General features: G+C 68.2%; 15 protein-coding genes. 10 read left to right on the forward strand and 5 right to left on the reverse strand.

What is annotated here, in order from left to right; all coding sequences use genetic code 11:
- The first annotated feature begins 160 nt into the window (after positions 1-160).
- Positions 161-634, forward strand: coding sequence for an Lrp/AsnC family transcriptional regulator (locus ACVWZ7_RS18150; RefSeq protein ID WP_344368137.1), 474 nt, complete (start codon positions 161-163; stop codon positions 632-634).
- A gap of 13 nt (positions 635-647) precedes the next feature.
- On the opposite strand, the gene ACVWZ7_RS18155 is transcribed toward ACVWZ7_RS18150, so the two are convergent.
- Positions 648-1,262 carry a maleylpyruvate isomerase N-terminal domain-containing protein gene (locus ACVWZ7_RS18155; protein WP_456508660.1) on the reverse strand — a complete coding sequence of 205 codons (615 nt, stop codon included), beginning with the start codon at positions 1,260-1,262 and terminating at the stop codon, positions 648-650.
- Positions 1,263-1,457: 195 nt separating this feature from the next.
- Between ACVWZ7_RS18155 and ACVWZ7_RS18160 the strand changes: the two genes are divergently transcribed.
- The 5 genes from ACVWZ7_RS18160 to ACVWZ7_RS18180 are packed head-to-tail and all read left to right on the forward strand — an operon-like array spanning position 1,458 to position 7,453.
- Positions 1,458-2,174: an NUDIX hydrolase gene (locus ACVWZ7_RS18160; protein ID WP_091253495.1), complete on the forward strand. Its 717-nt coding sequence runs from the start codon at positions 1,458-1,460 to the stop codon at positions 2,172-2,174.
- A complete protein-coding gene (gene nadA, locus ACVWZ7_RS18165; RefSeq protein ID WP_344368134.1) occupies positions 2,171-3,478 on the forward strand; it encodes a quinolinate synthase NadA in 1,308 nt (435 codons plus the stop codon). Before ACVWZ7_RS18160 ends, nadA begins: the two co-directional genes overlap by 4 nt.
- Entirely contained in the window at positions 3,475-5,286 is a 1,812-nt protein-coding gene (gene nadB, locus ACVWZ7_RS18170; protein WP_456508661.1) for an L-aspartate oxidase, read from the forward strand. The genes nadA and nadB overlap by 4 nt, the downstream gene beginning before the upstream one ends.
- A gap of 2 nt (positions 5,287-5,288) precedes the next feature.
- Positions 5,289-6,230 carry a carboxylating nicotinate-nucleotide diphosphorylase gene (gene nadC, locus ACVWZ7_RS18175; RefSeq protein WP_456508662.1) on the forward strand — a complete coding sequence of 314 codons (942 nt, stop codon included), beginning with the start codon at positions 5,289-5,291 and terminating at the stop codon, positions 6,228-6,230.
- Between the two features lie 8 nt (positions 6,231-6,238).
- A complete protein-coding gene (locus ACVWZ7_RS18180; RefSeq protein ID WP_456508663.1) occupies positions 6,239-7,453 on the forward strand; it encodes a cysteine desulfurase family protein in 1,215 nt (404 codons plus the stop codon).
- A gap of 87 nt (positions 7,454-7,540) precedes the next feature.
- Here ACVWZ7_RS18180 and ACVWZ7_RS18185 read toward each other — a convergent pair whose 3' ends face one another.
- Both ACVWZ7_RS18185 and ACVWZ7_RS18190 read right to left on the reverse strand, forming a co-directional pair.
- Positions 7,541-8,026 carry a GtrA family protein gene (locus ACVWZ7_RS18185; RefSeq protein ID WP_344365332.1) on the reverse strand — a complete coding sequence of 162 codons (486 nt, stop codon included), beginning with the start codon at positions 8,024-8,026 and terminating at the stop codon, positions 7,541-7,543.
- 4 nt (positions 8,027-8,030) lie between these two features.
- On the reverse strand, positions 8,031-8,705 hold the full coding sequence (locus tag ACVWZ7_RS18190; protein WP_116766523.1) for a DUF1684 domain-containing protein: 675 nt from the start codon (positions 8,703-8,705) through the stop codon (positions 8,031-8,033).
- A gap of 83 nt (positions 8,706-8,788) precedes the next feature.
- Between ACVWZ7_RS18190 and ACVWZ7_RS18195 the strand changes: the two genes are divergently transcribed.
- A complete protein-coding gene (locus tag ACVWZ7_RS18195) occupies positions 8,789-9,598 on the forward strand; it encodes a hypothetical protein (protein WP_456508664.1) in 810 nt (269 codons plus the stop codon).
- 73 nt (positions 9,599-9,671) lie between these two features.
- The gene (locus tag ACVWZ7_RS18200) at positions 9,672-10,475 is read left to right on the forward strand and encodes a transglutaminase-like domain-containing protein (RefSeq protein WP_116766524.1); all 804 of its coding nucleotides are present in this window, start codon (positions 9,672-9,674) and stop codon (positions 10,473-10,475) included.
- 82 nt (positions 10,476-10,557) lie between these two features.
- On the opposite strand, the gene ACVWZ7_RS18205 is transcribed toward ACVWZ7_RS18200, so the two are convergent.
- Together ACVWZ7_RS18205 and ACVWZ7_RS18210 are read right to left on the reverse strand one after the other, a co-directional pair.
- A complete protein-coding gene (locus ACVWZ7_RS18205) occupies positions 10,558-11,019 on the reverse strand; it encodes a MarR family winged helix-turn-helix transcriptional regulator (RefSeq protein WP_456508665.1) in 462 nt (153 codons plus the stop codon).
- Positions 11,019-12,155 (reverse strand): LLM class flavin-dependent oxidoreductase, encoded by a 1,137-nt coding sequence (locus ACVWZ7_RS18210; RefSeq protein ID WP_344365586.1) that lies wholly within the window; start codon positions 12,153-12,155, stop codon positions 11,019-11,021. Before ACVWZ7_RS18210 ends, ACVWZ7_RS18205 begins: the two co-directional genes overlap by 1 nt.
- A 624-nt stretch (positions 12,156-12,779) precedes the next feature.
- Between ACVWZ7_RS18210 and ectB the strand changes: the two genes are divergently transcribed.
- Both ectB and ACVWZ7_RS18220 read left to right on the forward strand, forming a co-directional pair.
- Positions 12,780-14,051 carry a diaminobutyrate--2-oxoglutarate transaminase gene (gene ectB, locus ACVWZ7_RS18215; RefSeq protein WP_456508666.1) on the forward strand — a complete coding sequence of 424 codons (1,272 nt, stop codon included), beginning with the start codon at positions 12,780-12,782 and terminating at the stop codon, positions 14,049-14,051.
- Between the two features lie 71 nt (positions 14,052-14,122).
- The gene (locus ACVWZ7_RS18220; RefSeq protein WP_456508667.1) at positions 14,123-15,589 is read left to right on the forward strand and encodes an aspartate kinase; all 1,467 of its coding nucleotides are present in this window, start codon (positions 14,123-14,125) and stop codon (positions 15,587-15,589) included.
- Positions 15,590-15,593: the final 4 nt, after the last annotated feature.

Here is a 15,593-nt window from a genome sequence, read left to right on the forward strand (position 1 = left end):
TCTGGGCGTCCTTATGGGACCTATTGAATTTACCGTCTTTCGCCCGGCCTTTCCGGCCGCCGCAGTGCCAAGGCCGTGAGAGCATGGTGGCAGTTTGCTCACTGAATCGGGAATTCGGCAACGGTTTGTCCGGCCCGGGCTGCTTGGGAGGGAAGAATCCATGGACGTCGATCCGCTGGACGCAAAGATTGTCCGATTTTTCACGGATTCACCGAGGGCCTCTGTCCTGGAAGCCTCGCGGGTCCTGAAGGTGGCCCGCGCCACCGTGCAGTCGCGGCTGGACCGGATGCAGGACGGCGGCGTGATCGGCTCCTGGGTGCCGCAGCCCGATCCGGCGCACTTCGGCTTCCCCGTGGTGGCGTTCTGTTCCCTCACGATCAACCAGGACCTCGGGCACGACGCCGTCGTGGAGGCCCTGGCGCAGATCCCCGAGCTGATTGAAATCCACACCGTCTCCGGGAGTTCGGACCTCATGGCCCGCATAGCCGCACGCTCCAATTCAGACCTCCAGCGCGTCCTCGATGCCATGATCGGCACCAGGACCGTCCTGCGCTCCTCCTCCGTGATCGTCCTCAACACCCACTTCCAGGGGCGCACCCTGCCGCTGCTGGAGGCCGCGGCCGGACGCCGGTGAATCCACGGCGGCCCTACACGACGCTGAGGTTCCCGGGCAGTCCGGAGCGCCCCGTGAGCAGGAGCAGCAGGTCCGGGGCCGAGGGCAGCCGCGCGCCGATGGCCCCGGCGAGTTCCAGGGACGCGGCGATAGCGGGGGAGAGCGTATCGGGCGGCGGGAGGCCGATGGCGCGGGCCAGGTCCAGGCCGTGCACGGCCAGTTCGAAGCTGCGGGTCGGCAGGTAGTCGATCAGGGTCATTGCCCCGGCGGCGGTGGCGACGGGCGCGTCGTCCGGGGTCTTCCCGACGAGTTCCGTGACCCGGTCCACGAGCTTCCTGACGGCGGCGGCCGGGTCCTGCCCGAGGGCTTCGCCGGCCTCGCGGCCGCGCGCGGCGATGGCCTCGGGCAGCACGCCACCGCGGATCGCCAGGAAATAGGCTACCGGGCCGTCGAGCCTGTCTCCGCTGGCGGGGGTGGAGAGGTACGTCTCGACGGTGCTCAGCGCACGGCTCGTGTGGCCCGTCAGTGCGCGGACGTCCCACTCGCCCAGCGCCGGCCTGGTCCAGGCGGCTTCGGGCACGTGTTCCACCAGTTCGAGGAACGCACGCGCCGCTCCGAGGTAGCAGTATCTAATCTCCACGGCATCCATACCGCCGATTATTGTCCCGCCGGCGTGAGCTTCCAACCGCGGCGGCAGTGACGGCAGGGCCGCAACATTTCGCTTCAGGAGCCAGTGGTCGTAGAATTAGTTCTAGTCACATTGACTATAACTAGTCCGGCGGTCGGGCCGGCACCTTCCGGGGGTCCCCACGGGGACCGCCCAGAAGTCTGGAATGCGGGGTGAATCGCCGTTTACACGACAGCTGCCAACGTCTCGGAGCGCCAGCTCGCCCCGCCGTCGCTGGCCATCTCCACCGTGATCTTTGCACTGCGTCCCAGCGAGCGGTCCGGGCGGCCCACCCTTTGGATCCCGCTGGTGCGCCGGATCCGGGAACCGTTCAAGGACCTCTGGGCACTGCCCGGCGGCCCGCTCACGCACTCCGAGTCCCTCCAGGATGCCGCGTCCCGGAACCTGCGCGAGACCACCGGACTGGCCCCGAACTTCCTCGAGCAGCTCTACGCCTTCGGCGGCCTGCACCGCTCACCCACCCAGCGAGTCGTCTCGATCGTGTACTGGGCGCTGGTCCAGCCCACGGAGGCCGCGCTCGCGGACGAGTCGGAAAACGTGCGCTGGTTCCGCGCCGACCGGCTCGGCGAGCTCGCCTTCGACCACAACGCGATCATCGACTACGCCCTGTGGCGGCTGCGCAACAAGATGGCCTACGGATCCATCGCGTACCACCTGCTGGGCGAGTACTTCACCCTCGCCCAGGTCCGGGAAGTCTACGAGGCCGTCCTGGACCGCGAACTCGATCCGGCCAACTTCCGCCGGCAGGTCAAGGCCACGCCGGAAATCGAAGAAACCGACCAATACCTGCAGGGCGGCAAGCACCGCCCGCCCCGCCTCTACCGCTTTACCGGCCGCCCCGGCCTTGACCCAGACAACAGGAGCACACCATGAGCAGCGTCAACACGGCAATCCAGCTGATCACGCGCGAACAGGCCACCACCATGGCAGGCGGCGCGGCGGCCAACACCTGCAGCCCCGCCCTGGCGCGCGGGCCGTGGGACTTCGACCTCGCCGAGGCCCTCGCCGGGGTGCCCGCGTACGGTCCCGGCGCCTCATCCGCCGACGCCGCCCCGGCGTCGACCCCGCGGCAGGGGCAGCTGCCGGAGGAGTACAAGCTCGCCAGCGACGCCGAACTCGACGCCCGCATCCGCGCCGCGAAAGCGGCACTGGGGGAACGTGCCGTCGTGCTGGGGCACTTCTACCAGCGCGACGAAGTGGTCGAATACGCCGACTTCGTGGGCGATTCCTTCCAGCTCGCCAACGCGGCACTGACCCGCCCGGAAGCCGAAGCCATCATCTTCTGCGGCGTCCACTTCATGGCCGAAACCGCGGACATCCTGTCCCGGCCCGAGCAGGCCGTCATCCTGCCCAACCTGGCTGCGGGCTGTTCCATGGCGGACATGGCGGACATCGACTCGGTCACCGAGTGCTGGGAACAGCTCGAGGAGCTTTTCGGCACGGAACCCGACGCCGACGGCCGGGTTCCGGTCATTCCGGTCACCTACATGAACTCCTCGGCCGCCCTCAAGGGCTTCTGCGGCGAGCATGGCGGCATCGTCTGCACCTCCTCGAACGCCGCCACCGTGCTCGAATGGGCGTTCGAGCGCGGCCAGCGCGTGCTCTTCTTCCCGGACCAGCACCTGGGCCGCAACACCGCCAAGGCCATGGGCGTTCCGCTGGACCGGATGCCCATGTGGAACCCGCGCAAGGACCTCGGCGGCAACGATGAACAGGCGCTGCAGGACTCCCGCGTGATCCTCTGGCACGGTTTCTGCTCCGTCCACAAGCGCTTCAACGTCGGCCAGATCGACAAGGCCCGGGCCGAGTTCCCCGGCGTGCAGGTCATCGTGCACCCGGAATGCCCCATGGAGGTGGTCGACGCCGCCGACTCCGCCGGCTCCACCGACTTCATCCGCAAGGCGATCGCCGCCGCCACGGAGCCCACCACCTTCGCCGTCGGCACGGAGATCAACCTCGTCAACCGGCTGGCCGCGGAGTACCCGCAGCACACCATCTTCTGCCTGGACCCGGTGATCTGCCCCTGCTCCACGATGTACCGCATCCACCCCGGCTACCTTGCCTGGGTCCTGGAAGCGCTCGTCCGGGGCGAAGTGGTCAACCGCATCACGGTGGAGGACGACGTCGCGGCCCCGGCAAAGGTGGCGCTGGAACGCATGCTGGCGGCGCGGCCGTGACCAGGCGGCTGGTGATCGTCGGCAGCGGCGTTGCCGGGCTCTACGCCGCGCTGCTCGCTTCCGACGCGGCTGCCGGCAGCGGCCGTGACATCGAGGTGGTCCTCCTGAGCAAGGGGACGCTGGAGCAAAGCAATACCTTCTACGCCCAGGGCGGTGTCTCTGCCGTCCTGGCGGCCGAGGACGCCGCCCCCGGGGACTCCGTAGCCGCCCACATCGGCGACACCCTCGCCGCCGGCGCCGGGCTCAACGACGCCGAGGCCGTCCGGGTCCTCTGCACGGAGGCCGTCCGGGACATCGCCGGCCTGGGCCGCTACGGCGTGCACTTTGACGCCCGTCCCGACGGCGGCCCGGCCCTGGGCCTCGAAGCCGCGCATTCCGCGCCGCGCATCCTGCACGCCGGCGGGGACGCGACGGGCGCCTGCATCGCCCGCGGGCTGGTCGCCGCTGTCCTGGAACGGGCCGTCCAGGGCCTGCTCCGGGTGGAGACCAGTGCGTTCGTCACGGACCTCCTGACCGACGCCGGGCCCGACGGTCAGCCCGGATCACCCTCGCGGCCCGGCAGCACGACGCCGCCCCGGGTCACCGGCGTGGAATATCTGGCCGGCGGCCGGACCCACCAGCTGGCCGCCGACGGCGTCCTCCTCGCCACCGGGGGTGCCGGCCGGCTGTTTGCCCGCACGAGCAACCCCTCCGTCGCCACCGCCGACGGCCTCGCCCTGGCCTGGCGTGCCGGCGCCGCGGTGCGGGACCTCGAGTTCTTCCAGTTCCACCCCACCACCCTTGCCGCCGAGGAGGTCCCCGGCGGCCCGCCGGCCCTGCTCATCTCCGAAGCGGTCCGCGGCGAGGGGGCGGTGCTGCTGGACTCCGCGGGCTACCGCTTCATGCCGGACTACCACCCGGACGCCGAGCTCGCCCCACGCGACGTCGTCTCCCGCAGCATCGCCCTCCACCTGGCCGCCACGGGCGCCGCACCGGACAGCCCGGTCTACCTGGACGCGCGCGGCATCGAGTCCGCCCGCGGCACCGGCTTCCTCGCCCGGCGGTTCCCGACCATCACGGCCGCCACCCGGGGCGCCGGTTATGACTGGACCGCCGAGCCGGTACCCGTGTCCCCGGCCGCCCACTACTGGATGGGTGGCGTCTGCACCGATCTGTGGGGCCGCACGTCCGTTCCGGGCCTGTATGCCGCCGGCGAGGTTGCCCGCACCGGCGCCCAGGGAGCCAACCGATTGGCGAGCAACTCGCTGCTGGAGGGTCTCGTGTTCGGCCGCCGCGCCGTCGAAGACTTCCTGCGTGCCCCCGCGCCGGAGACGACATGGTTCTCACCGGCGCGAGGGGACGTCCACGCCGGTAGCATCGACCTGTCCGCGGCCGCTGTTCCTCCACGCACCGGCGCCGCCGGGGTTCCCTTCAGCCGTGCAGCCCTCGGCCGGCTCATGACCGCGGCTGCCGGAGTGACGCGCACCGGCGCCGAGCTCGCCGCCGCCGCGCTTCAGCTGGCGCAGTGGGCGGCGGGGCTTGCCGCCGGGGACAGTGCCGGCCTGGACCAGGGCGCCCGCGAGGACCGGAACCTGCTCCTCGCGGCCCGCTTGCTTGTGGCGGCTGCCCTGAACCGCACGCAGTCCGTCGGAGCCCACTACCGGGCGGACACCGCCCGGGCCGTCACCTCCCGCCTGGCAGACGCCGCCCGCTCGAACGACACTGCACCCACGGAAGACCATGCCGAGGCTGCCGTGCAGTCCGGTCCCGCCTCACTGACCTCCAGCGGCCGGCATCATGCCGCTGCCCGCTCCATGCAAAGGATCTAGCCATGACAGCAACCGCTGCCCCGGAAACCCTGCCCTCCCGCACCGCGGCGCTCGCCGGGAGCCTGCCCCAGGCCGCCGTCCTGGCCGTCCTCCACACGGCGCTCCAGGAGGACGCCCCGTACGGCGACATCACCTCGCAGACGCTCATCCCCGCGCAGGCGCGTGCGACGGCGGTATTGAACGCCCGCGTTCCCGGCGTGCTGAGCGGCGGCGAGGTGTTCGCCGCGGCGATGACGCTGACCGACCCTGACGCCGTCGTCGAACTCCTCGTCAACGACGGCGAGTCCTTTGCTGCCGGAACTGCACTGGCCCGGGTGACCGGGAACGCCCGCGCCGTGCTGCTGGCCGAACGCGTCGGGCTGAACCTGGTGCAGCGGATGAGCGCCATCGCCACCAGGACCGCCGAGTTCGTGGCGCTCGTGGACGGGACCGGCGCGCGGATCACCGACACCCGCAAGACAACGCCGGGGCTCCGGGTCCTGGAACGCTACGCCGTGCGCTGCGGCGGCGGCGCCAACCACCGCTTCAGCCTCTCGGACGCCGTCCTGGCAAAGGACAACCACCTGGCGGTCCTCACCGGGGGCGATCCGGCGAAGCTCACCGAGGTGCTGCGGCGCGCCAAGGCCCAGCTCGGCCACACGACTCACTTCGAGGTGGAAGTGGACACCATGGAGCAGATCGAGCCGGTCCTGGCCGCCGGGGTGGATACCATCATGTTGGACAACTTCTCCCTGTCCGATCTGGCGGCCGGCGTCCGGCTGGTGGGCGGCAGGGCCCGGGTCGAAGCCAGCGGCAACGTCAACCTCGCCACCGTGGCGGACATCGCGGCCACCGGGGTGGACGTCATCTCGATCGGCGGCCTGACCCACAGCGTCACGGCCCTGGATCTCGGCCTCGATATCGAGCTGGCTGTCGCCCCCGCCGCCGACCCGGCAGCGGGCTGAGGCCCGCCGTGATCTTCCTCGACGCCGCGGCCACCACCCCGGTCCGCCGCGAGGTGCTGGAAGCCATGTGGCCGTACCTTACGGGCGAGTTCGGCAACCCGTCGAGCCACCACTCCCTGGGGGACACGGCTGCCACGGCGCTCGCCGGGGCCCGGGCCGCGACAGCCAAGGCCCTGGGCTGCCGGTCCGGGGAGATCATCTTCACTTCCGGCGGCACGGAGGCGGACAACCTCGCCGTCAAGGGCATCGCCCTGGCCCGGCGCGCCGCCGATCCGGGCTTGGACCGGGTGGCGATCAGCGCCGTCGAACATCCCGCGGTGGAAGAATCCGCCCGGTACCTCGAACGCGTCCATGGCTTCGGCGTCGACGTGATTCCCGTGGACCGCTACGGGCAGGTCACGGAAGAGGCGCTGGCCGCCCTGCTGGGGCCCCGGACCGCGCTGGTCAGCGTGATGTACGCCAACAACGAGGTCGGGACGGTGCAGCCCATCGCCCGGCTCGCGGCGCTGGCCCGGGGCCGCGGAATCCCGTTCCACACCGACGCCGTCCAGGCCGCCGGCTGGCTGCCGCTGGACACGGGCGCGCTGGGTGTGGATGCGCTGAGCATTTCAGGCCACAAGCTGGGCGCGCCCAAAGGCAGCGGCGCGTTGTTCGTGCGCGGCCGGACCCGGCTGGAACCGCTGGTCCACGGCGGCGGCCAGGAACGCGGGCGCCGCTCCGGCACGGAAAACGTCGCCGGAGCCGTGGCGCTGGCGACGGCACTGACGCTTGCCCGGGCCGCACAGCCGGGACCGGCGGGACAAACGGCCGAGGGCGTTGCTTCCGACGTGGCGGCAGAACCGGCTCAGGACCCGGCCCGGCGCGTCGCGGACCTCCGCGAGGACTTCATCGCGGCTGTGCTGGCCGGTGTTCCCGGGGCCATCCTCACCGGGCATCCCACCGAGCGGCTGCCCTCCGTGGCTTCCTTCTGCTTCCCGGGCACCAGTGGCGAGTCAGTGCTGCTGGAACTCGAACGCCAGGGCGTGATCTGCTCCAGCGGGTCGGCGTGCGCGGCGGGCTCGGACGCGCCGTCGCCCGTGCTGCTGGCCATGGGGATCGAACCCGAGGTCGCCCAGACGGCCGTGCGGTTCAGCTTCGATGCGACCGTGACCGCGGAGGAGCTCCGTCAGGCCGCCGCTGCCGTGGGCGTCGCCGTCGCCGGGGTCCAGACCCTCGGCACCTGAATCGTTGCTCTATCATTTATGGCTGTTCCGGGGCGCCCGGAGCAGCCATAAGTGATAGCGCAACGGAGGTATTCGGCGGGGGTGACGCTAGCGGTGACGGGCGCGGCGGAAGATCCAGTGCCGCAGCATCGTGAACCGCACAGCGGTGGCGGCGAAGCCGGAGAGGGTAGTGGTCCAGAGCTCTTCGGCCACCGTGGCCTCGGGACGGACCCAGTGCAGGACGGCCAGGCTGCCGCCGGTGATCAGCAGCGCCACGAGGATTACGATGAGGCCGTTGAGGTGGTCGCGCTTCATCCGGCGGCGTTCGGTGATCTTGAATGTCAGGCGCCGGTTGAGTGCGGTGTTCATGAAGGAGGTCAGGACCAGGGCCGTCGCGTTGGCCGGCTGGGCACCGAGCCAGGGCCGGGACAGGGCGTACAAGGCAAGGGACGTCAGCGTGCAGACAATGCCGACGCCCGTGAACCGGAGGAGCTGCCGGACCACGGGGTAACGCAGGATTCCGCGGTGGCGCCGGGTTTTCGGCCCGCGGACGACGCCGGGTGCGGGGGACTGCTGTTCGAGCTGGGACTCCATCCGCTCAGTACAGTTCGCCCACGGGGATGTCCACGGCCAGCCGGTTGGCCGGACCCGCAAGGGGACAGGCCCACGCTTCGTTGTAGGCGCACGAGGGGTTGTAGGCGAAATTGAAGTCCAGGATGAATTCGGCGTCGGGCCCGGAGCCCCGAACACCGTGGAAAGCGCCCTTGATGGTATCCAGCAGGTAGCGTCCGGCCCCGTAGCTGCCGCCCGGCTGGCCGGCCGTGGCATCACGGAACGGCACGAAGATGCCGCCCCCGTAGCCCCGGAGTTTCCAGACCGCGAGCTGTCCCATCTCGGGAAGATCGAACGTGCCCAGCCGGACAAACCGCACCAGGCCGTCGGTCCCGGTCTCCACGTTCATTTCCCGGCCTGCGCCTTCCAGGGTCAGGGGAACATAGAACCGGTAGATCGGATCGTAGTCCGCCGTCTTCAATCCGCCGAAGCTCGCTTTGGCCTCGGCGGTCAGCGCCGACGCAGGGTGCGTGCCGAACATGCGGTCCCGCTCCTGGCGCCAGTAGGAATGGGCCTCCGCCGGGCTGTCGGCCGCGATCTTGCGCGTGGTGGCGTACAGGGCAAAGGTGCGCAGCCGCCAGTCCGCGATATCGAGCGCTGACATGCCTGCCGCATCGCCGTGCTCCCCAAAATGCGTTCCGTCAAAGTGCTGTTCGGCCATGCCCCCAGCGTATCCGCTTTCCCTGTGCCGCATTTCTGCCCCGGATCCCGGCGCTGGACCAGGACCCAAGCTACGCTGACTCCATGACTGGGAGGGACCCTGCCAAAGGATCAGGCACCGCCGGGACTCGGAACGCCGCGCTGCGCGCCGGCGTCGCGCTCGCGGTCGCGTCGGTGGCGCTCTCGGGCTGCAGCAGCGACGGCAAGGGGGCGCCCGTGTGGACGGCCGGCAGCAGCGCAACGGAAAGTACGACGTCGGCTCCCGCCCAGAGCCCGACGCCGTCCGCCAGCGTTTCCGCCACCCCGGGCTCCACGGCGTCGGCCTGGAAACTCTTCACCGATCCGGCAAAGACCGTCAGTTTTGAGGTGCCGCAGGACTGGATTGTCCAGTCCGTTGCCCCCGACGCCGGCACGCTCCCGGGCGCACTGAAAATCGAGGTCAAAGACGCCAAAGGCGCCTATCTGGCCACCCTCCAGACGGGGCTCGCGCCGCAGCCCGTCCCCGCCTGCTCGGACGGCGACGCGCGGAACTACGTCGTGGTCAGCAGCGTGCCCGTCGACCTGCCGCACCGGGGCGGCGAGGGGACCATCGATCCGCACGTGGTGTTCCGGGTCATCCAGGGCTACAAGTACTTCGGCTCCTACGGCATCACGAACGTGGTGGGCGGGGCCGGCGGCAAGAGCTGCGCGCTGCCGAACGTGGTCCGCGGCCCGGACGGCAAGGGCGACTATTCCTTTGCCGACCTGACGGTGCTCAAGCCGTTGGCTCCGGACCAGAAGGTCGCTCCGGCAAAGGCGTTCGACACCCTTGACCAGGCCGCCAAGTACGTTAACGACGGGTCCGAATTTGCCAACGTCCAGCGGATGCTAATGTCTCTGAAGATCAAAAACTAGTCCCGCACACCCGCACATCCCCGGGCCGTCGACGGCGACTTCTCCTTGCCCTCACCTCACATCCCGGAGATACATGGAACGCACTGTAGCCGCCCGCCTGGCCTTCAAAACCGTCGCCGAGACCAAAGTGGCGCTCGCCGTGGCCGTGGCCCGAAACGCCGGGTACGACTCCCTGGAAGAGTCGCTGTCGGTGACCGCGGGCGGCGGGCAGGTGCCGCTGACGGAGCTCTCGGACCACCACGGCGGGCGGTTCCACTACATGGAATTCGCCGAACCCGCAGAAGTCCTGGTGGAGTACTCGGCCACGGTCACCGGTGTAGCTCTGCCCGAAGAACCGGGCCTCATGGAACTGATCCGGTATGTCCGGCCCAGCCGCTACGCGGAGTCTGACCGGCTGCTGCCCACAGCGTATGCCGAATTCGGCGGCCTTCAGGGCGAAGAGCTGCTCCACGCTGTCCGCAACTGGGTCTTCAGCGAACTGCGCTATGTCAGCGGTTCCTCGCGGGGGACCGACGGCGCCGTCGAAACGCTCCTGCACCGTCGTGGTGTCTGCAGGGACTTCGCCCACCTCGCCATTGCCCTGCTGCGGTCCAAGAACGTCCCGGCCCGGCTGGCGGCCGTGTATGCGCCGGGCTTGACCCCGATGGACTTCCACGCTGTGGCCGAAGCACACATCAACGGAGCCTGGCACATCATCGACCCCACCGGCCTGGCACCGCGGGAAAGCATGCTGCGAATCACGGCCGGGCGCGATTCCTCGGACACAGCTTTCCTCTCGACGGTGGGCGGAAGCCTGTCGCTGCAGGACATCAAAGTCACAGCGATCGTGGATGTGCTGCCGGTGGAAGACCCGGCGAAGCTCGTCGCCATCAGGTAGGCACCATATGCAAAGGCGCCCCTTCCGGACGTATCCGGAAGGGGCGCCTTTGCGAGGCCGGCAGTCGGCCGGCCACCGACCGTCAGCGTGCGGCGACCGAGGCGCGGAGCTTCTCGGTCAGCCGCAGCAGTTCCTGCTGTTCGGCGGCCGAGAGTGCCGGCACCACCAGCGCGGCGATGTCCCGGACGTGCTCCCGGCCGATCTGCTTCTGCAGGTCCCTTCCGGCATCGGTGAGCCGGATCAGGATGCCCCGGCCGTCGTCGGGAGCTGGCATCCGTTCCACGAGGCCGCGTTTTTCGAGCCGCTCCACCAGCCGGCTCAGGCTCGACTGGCTCAGCAGGACGTTGTCGTTGAGCTCGTTCAGGCGCAGCCAGCCGGACGGGCAGCGGGAGAGCGTGAACAGGACGTCGTACTCATTGAGCGCCAGGGCCTTGAACGCCGGCGCCGCCTGCAGCTTGCGCATCACCGCCACCTGGGTGCGGAACAGTGATTCCCAGGTTTCCGCGGCCAGGCGCACCGGCGATTCTGTGGTCTTGGCGTGCATCACGCGTCCTGGCTGGTGGTCTCTGTCGCTGTCTCTGCCGCGGCGGCGTCGCCGGTGCCCGCGGCCAGCGCGGCGGCTACCCGGCCGGCGTGCGTGGGAGGCTCGGGGACATGCGCCGGCTTGAGTGCGGCGTATTCCCGGCGGAGCACCGGCAGGACCTCTTCGCCGAACAGGTCCAGCTGCTCCAGGACCGTCTTCAGCGGCAGGCCGGCGTGGTCGATCAGGAAGAGCTGGCGCTGGTAGTCGCCAAAGTATTCCCGGAACGTCAGGGTCTTCTCGATGACTTCCTGCGGGCTGCCGACCGTCAGCGGGGTCTGGGAGGTGAAGTCTTCCAGCGACGGGCCGTGGCCGTAGACCGGGGCGTTGTCGAAGTAGGGGCGGAACTCCTTGACGGCGTCCTGGGAGTTCTTCCGCATGAAGAACTGGCCGCCGAGGCCCACGATGGCCTGGTCCGCCTTGCCGTGGCCGTAGTGCTCGTAGCGCTCGCGGTAGAGGCCGATCAGCTGCTGGTAGTGCTCCTTGGGCCAGAAGATGTTGTTGGCGAAGAAGCCGTCACCGTAGTAGGCGGCCACTTCGGCGATCTGCGGCGTGCGGATGGAGCCGTGCCACACGAAGGGGGCGACGCCGTCGAGCGGGCGGGGCGTGGACGTGAAGTTCTGCAGCGGGGTGCGGTGTTTGCCGGACCAGTTGACGGTGTCCTCATCCCAGAGGCGGCGCAGCAGGCTGTAGTTCTCGATCGCAAGTTCGATCCCGTCCTGGATGTTCTTGCCGAACCAGGGGTAGACGGGTGCCGTGTTGCCGCGGCCCAGCACCAGGTCCACGCGGCCGTCCGCGAGGTGCTGGAGCATCGCGAAGTCTTCCGCGATCTTGACCGGGTCATTGGTGGTGATCAGCGTGGTGGCCGTGGACAAGATGATGCGCTCTGTCTGGGCAGCGATGTAGGCCAGCGTGGTGGTGGGGGAGGAGGAGAAGAACGGGCGGTTGTGGTGCTCGCCGATCGCATAGACATCCATGCCGATCTCTTCGACCTTCTTGGCGATCGCCACGGACGCCTTGATGCGCTCGTGCTCCGTGGGGGTGCGGCCCGTGGTGGGGTCGGTGGTGATGTCGCTGACGCTGAAGACGCCGATCTGCATGAGGTGCCTTTCCATGGCCGGTGATCCGGGGACTGTTTCCACTATAACCGATTTACATGCATTTGCATGTATCGGTCGGTATAACGCCCGGAGCGGCCGGATATTCCCTTACCTTGCGGCTGCGGCCATCCCGGTTGCTGACACCCTGCTGCCACGAAGCCTACGGCAGCCTCGCCAACACCAACCCGGACCTGCTCAAGGAAATGTCCGGAGGCCTGACGTCCGCGCCCGTGTCAGACGCCAATGCGCGGAAGAGTTGATGCAACAACGCAAGGGCCGGACGTCCTTATTCGACATTGCCAGGCGCTGGCAGAATTGTTGGATCTCCACCGAATCGGGTAGTCCACCAGCCGTTTGGGTGGAAAAAACAAGTACCTAATACTCAGGTGCTGAGAGCTGCCTGAGACTAGCCTAGGCATAGCAACACATTCGGGCAGGCATTAGCTGCCACGTTCACGTATGGAAATACTCCATTGGTGAAAAAAATACGGGCTCCGTGGGAGCAGTGATCAGCACGCCGCAGATGTCGTGCTGCGTCCTTCCGTTGCCCGTCATCCGGGAGCCTGAGCTGAATCCACGCTCGGGACACTTCGCTAGTCGCAGAAGTACGGGGGACATCGAAAGATGGACATCTTTGAAACTTTGGAATCTGAAGTCCGCTGCTATTGCCGCAGCTGGGACACCGTGTTTGAGCGGGCCGCCGGCAGCACCCTCTACGGTGAGGATGGCAGGGAATATCTGGACTTCTTTTCCGGGGCCGGAGCACTGAACTACGGCCACAACAACCCGGTACTGCTCCGGCCGCTCGTGGATTACCTACTTTCCGGCGCCATCGTTCATTCGCTCGACATGAAAACGCCTGCCAAGCGGCGCTTCCTGGAATCATTCCAGGAGCTCATCCTCAAGCCCCGGCATTTGGATTACAAAGTAATGTTCCCCGGTCCCACCGGAACAAACTCAGTGGAAGCGGCCCTGAAGCTGGCGCGTAAAGTCACCGGCCGGCAACATATCCTCAGCTTCACCAACGCATTCCACGGGATGACCCTGGGCTCATTGTCGGTGACCGGCAATTCCATGAAACGGCAGGGCGCCGGTGTGCCGCTGACGAATGCATCGAGCATGCCCTATGACGGATTCTTCGACGGTCAGACGCCGGACTTCCTGTGGCTCCGGCACGCGCTGGAGGACAGCGGATCCGGACTCGACAAACCCGCCGCCGTGATCGTGGAAACGGTCCAGGGCGAGGGCGGGCTCAGAGCCGCCCGGGCATCGTGGCTCCAGGGCCTCGCGGAGCTATGCCACCAGCATGACATTTTGCTCATTGTTGACGATGTACAGGCCGGTTGCGGACGTACCGGAACATTCTTCAGTTTCGAGGATGCGGCTATAACCCCGGATATCGTCTGCCTGTCAAAATCCATTTCCGGTTTCGGGCTGCCCATGGCGCTGACACTGTTCAAGCCCGAGCTGGACATCTGGAAACCCGGCGAGCATAACGGAACATTCCGGGGCCACAACCCCGCCTTCGTCACCGGAGCCGCTGCCCTGGAGCACTACTGGCAGGACGGCAGGTTTGAGTCGCATGTCGCGGGGCTCATTACGCAACTGCACGACGGGCTTTCGCAGATCGCGGCCGGCATCGACGGCGCCACCGTCCGTGGCCGGGGCTTGCTCGCCGGTGTCTACTACCCCCACCCCGGGACTGCGGAAAAGATCGCGGCTGAGTCGTTCGCCCGTGGGCTGCTCGTGGAAACGTCGGGTCCGCAGGGTGAGGTCATCAAGGCGATGCCCGCGCTGACCATGAGCCACGAGAACCTGCGGAAGGGACTCGATATTCTCGCCGGGGCCGCAGAGGCCGTCACCGGCGTTCCTGTCGCCTTGGCATCCACTGTTTGATCATCCGCACGGACGCCCCGGCAGTGGGGCAAGGACCGCTCGCAAGAATCGAAGTAGATTTCGGGGGAGAAATGGGTACCCGCAAAGCCACAGCGGCTAACGATGGCGATCCAGCGGAAACAGCACGGGGCATCCCCCCGGGAAGTGTCCCCCCGGGAAGTGTCATTGTGCAAAAGTTCGGTGGTTCGTCGCTGGCCGATGCCGCAGGCGTCATCCGGGCCGCCGAGCGGATCGCCAGGACGCGTGAGGAGGGATTCCGGGTGGTGGCGGTGGTGTCCGCCATGGGCGACACCACGGATGATCTCTGCGACCTGGCGGCCGAGGTTTCCACCCGGCCGCTTCCCGGCGACCTCGATGCCCTCTTGAGCATCGGCGAACTCGTGTCCTCGGCACTCCTGGCGATCGCACTGGCAGATCTGGGCCAGGTGCCGCGGACGTTCACCGGCAGCGCGGCCGGCTTCATCACCGACAACATTCACGGCAAGGCCCACATCACTGACGTCAGGCCGGGCCGCGTCCGCACGAGTCTGGCCCGCGGCGAAGTGCCGATCGTTGCTGGATTCCAGGGCAGAACCAAGAAGCGGCGGAAAATCACCACCCTCGGGCGCGGTGGTTCGGATCTCACCGCGGTGGCGCTTGCCGCGGCACTGGGCGCCGGTATTTGCGAGATCTACACGGATGTTGACGGTGTCTATACCGCGGACCCGCGTGTTGTCCCGACAGCGCGCAAGCTGGACGTCCTCTCCAGCGAAGAGATGCTTGAGTTCGCGGCCTCCGGGTGCAAGGTACTTCACCTGCGGTGCGTTGAATATGCCCGCCGGTTCGGTATTCCGATCCATGTCAGGTCCTCTTTCGTGCCGGAACCGGGAACCTTGATCCTGCCTGGCCTTGACCGCGGTGCGCTGCGCCAGCCCGCCGGCGAGCAACCCGTGGTGACCGCAGTAGCCGGGGTCAACTCGGCGTCGAAAATCATCGTCGTTGGCATTCCGGACGAACCGGACAGTATCTCGCGCATATTCCAAGTGCTCTCGCGGTCCGGGGCCAACGTCCAGACGGTCGTCCAGACACCGGCCGGCCCGGATTCGCGGCGCTCGGACGTTGCCCTGATCCTGCCGGCAGCCCAGGCGGACCAAGCTCTTGCCGTGTTGAACGCGGCCAAGGGAGCCATCGGATTTCAGGGCCTACAGCACGACAGCGAGATGGGCAGAGTGTCCGTCACCGGTCTGGGCATGAGGTCCTCGCCGGAAATCTTCTGCACATTCCTGAAGGCCCTTTCCGACGCCGATGTCGGCCTCGATCTGGTCGATATCTCGGAGACCTGTCTGGGGGCCGTGACGCCCACCGACCGGCTCGCGGATGCCGAACGGGCCGTCCGCCTAGCGTTTGGCATGGCGACAGCGGACGGGGCGGCGGTGACGGGCCGCATGGGCACCCTCGTGCCCGCCGGCGGCCGCCCGGTCGGCACCTGGATTGCGATATCCGGCAAAGACAGGACGCCTGTCGCGCGAGGCGACAGAGCCGTGGCACGTCACTTCTAGCGAA

Source organism: Arthrobacter sp. TE12232, assembly GCF_054062615.1.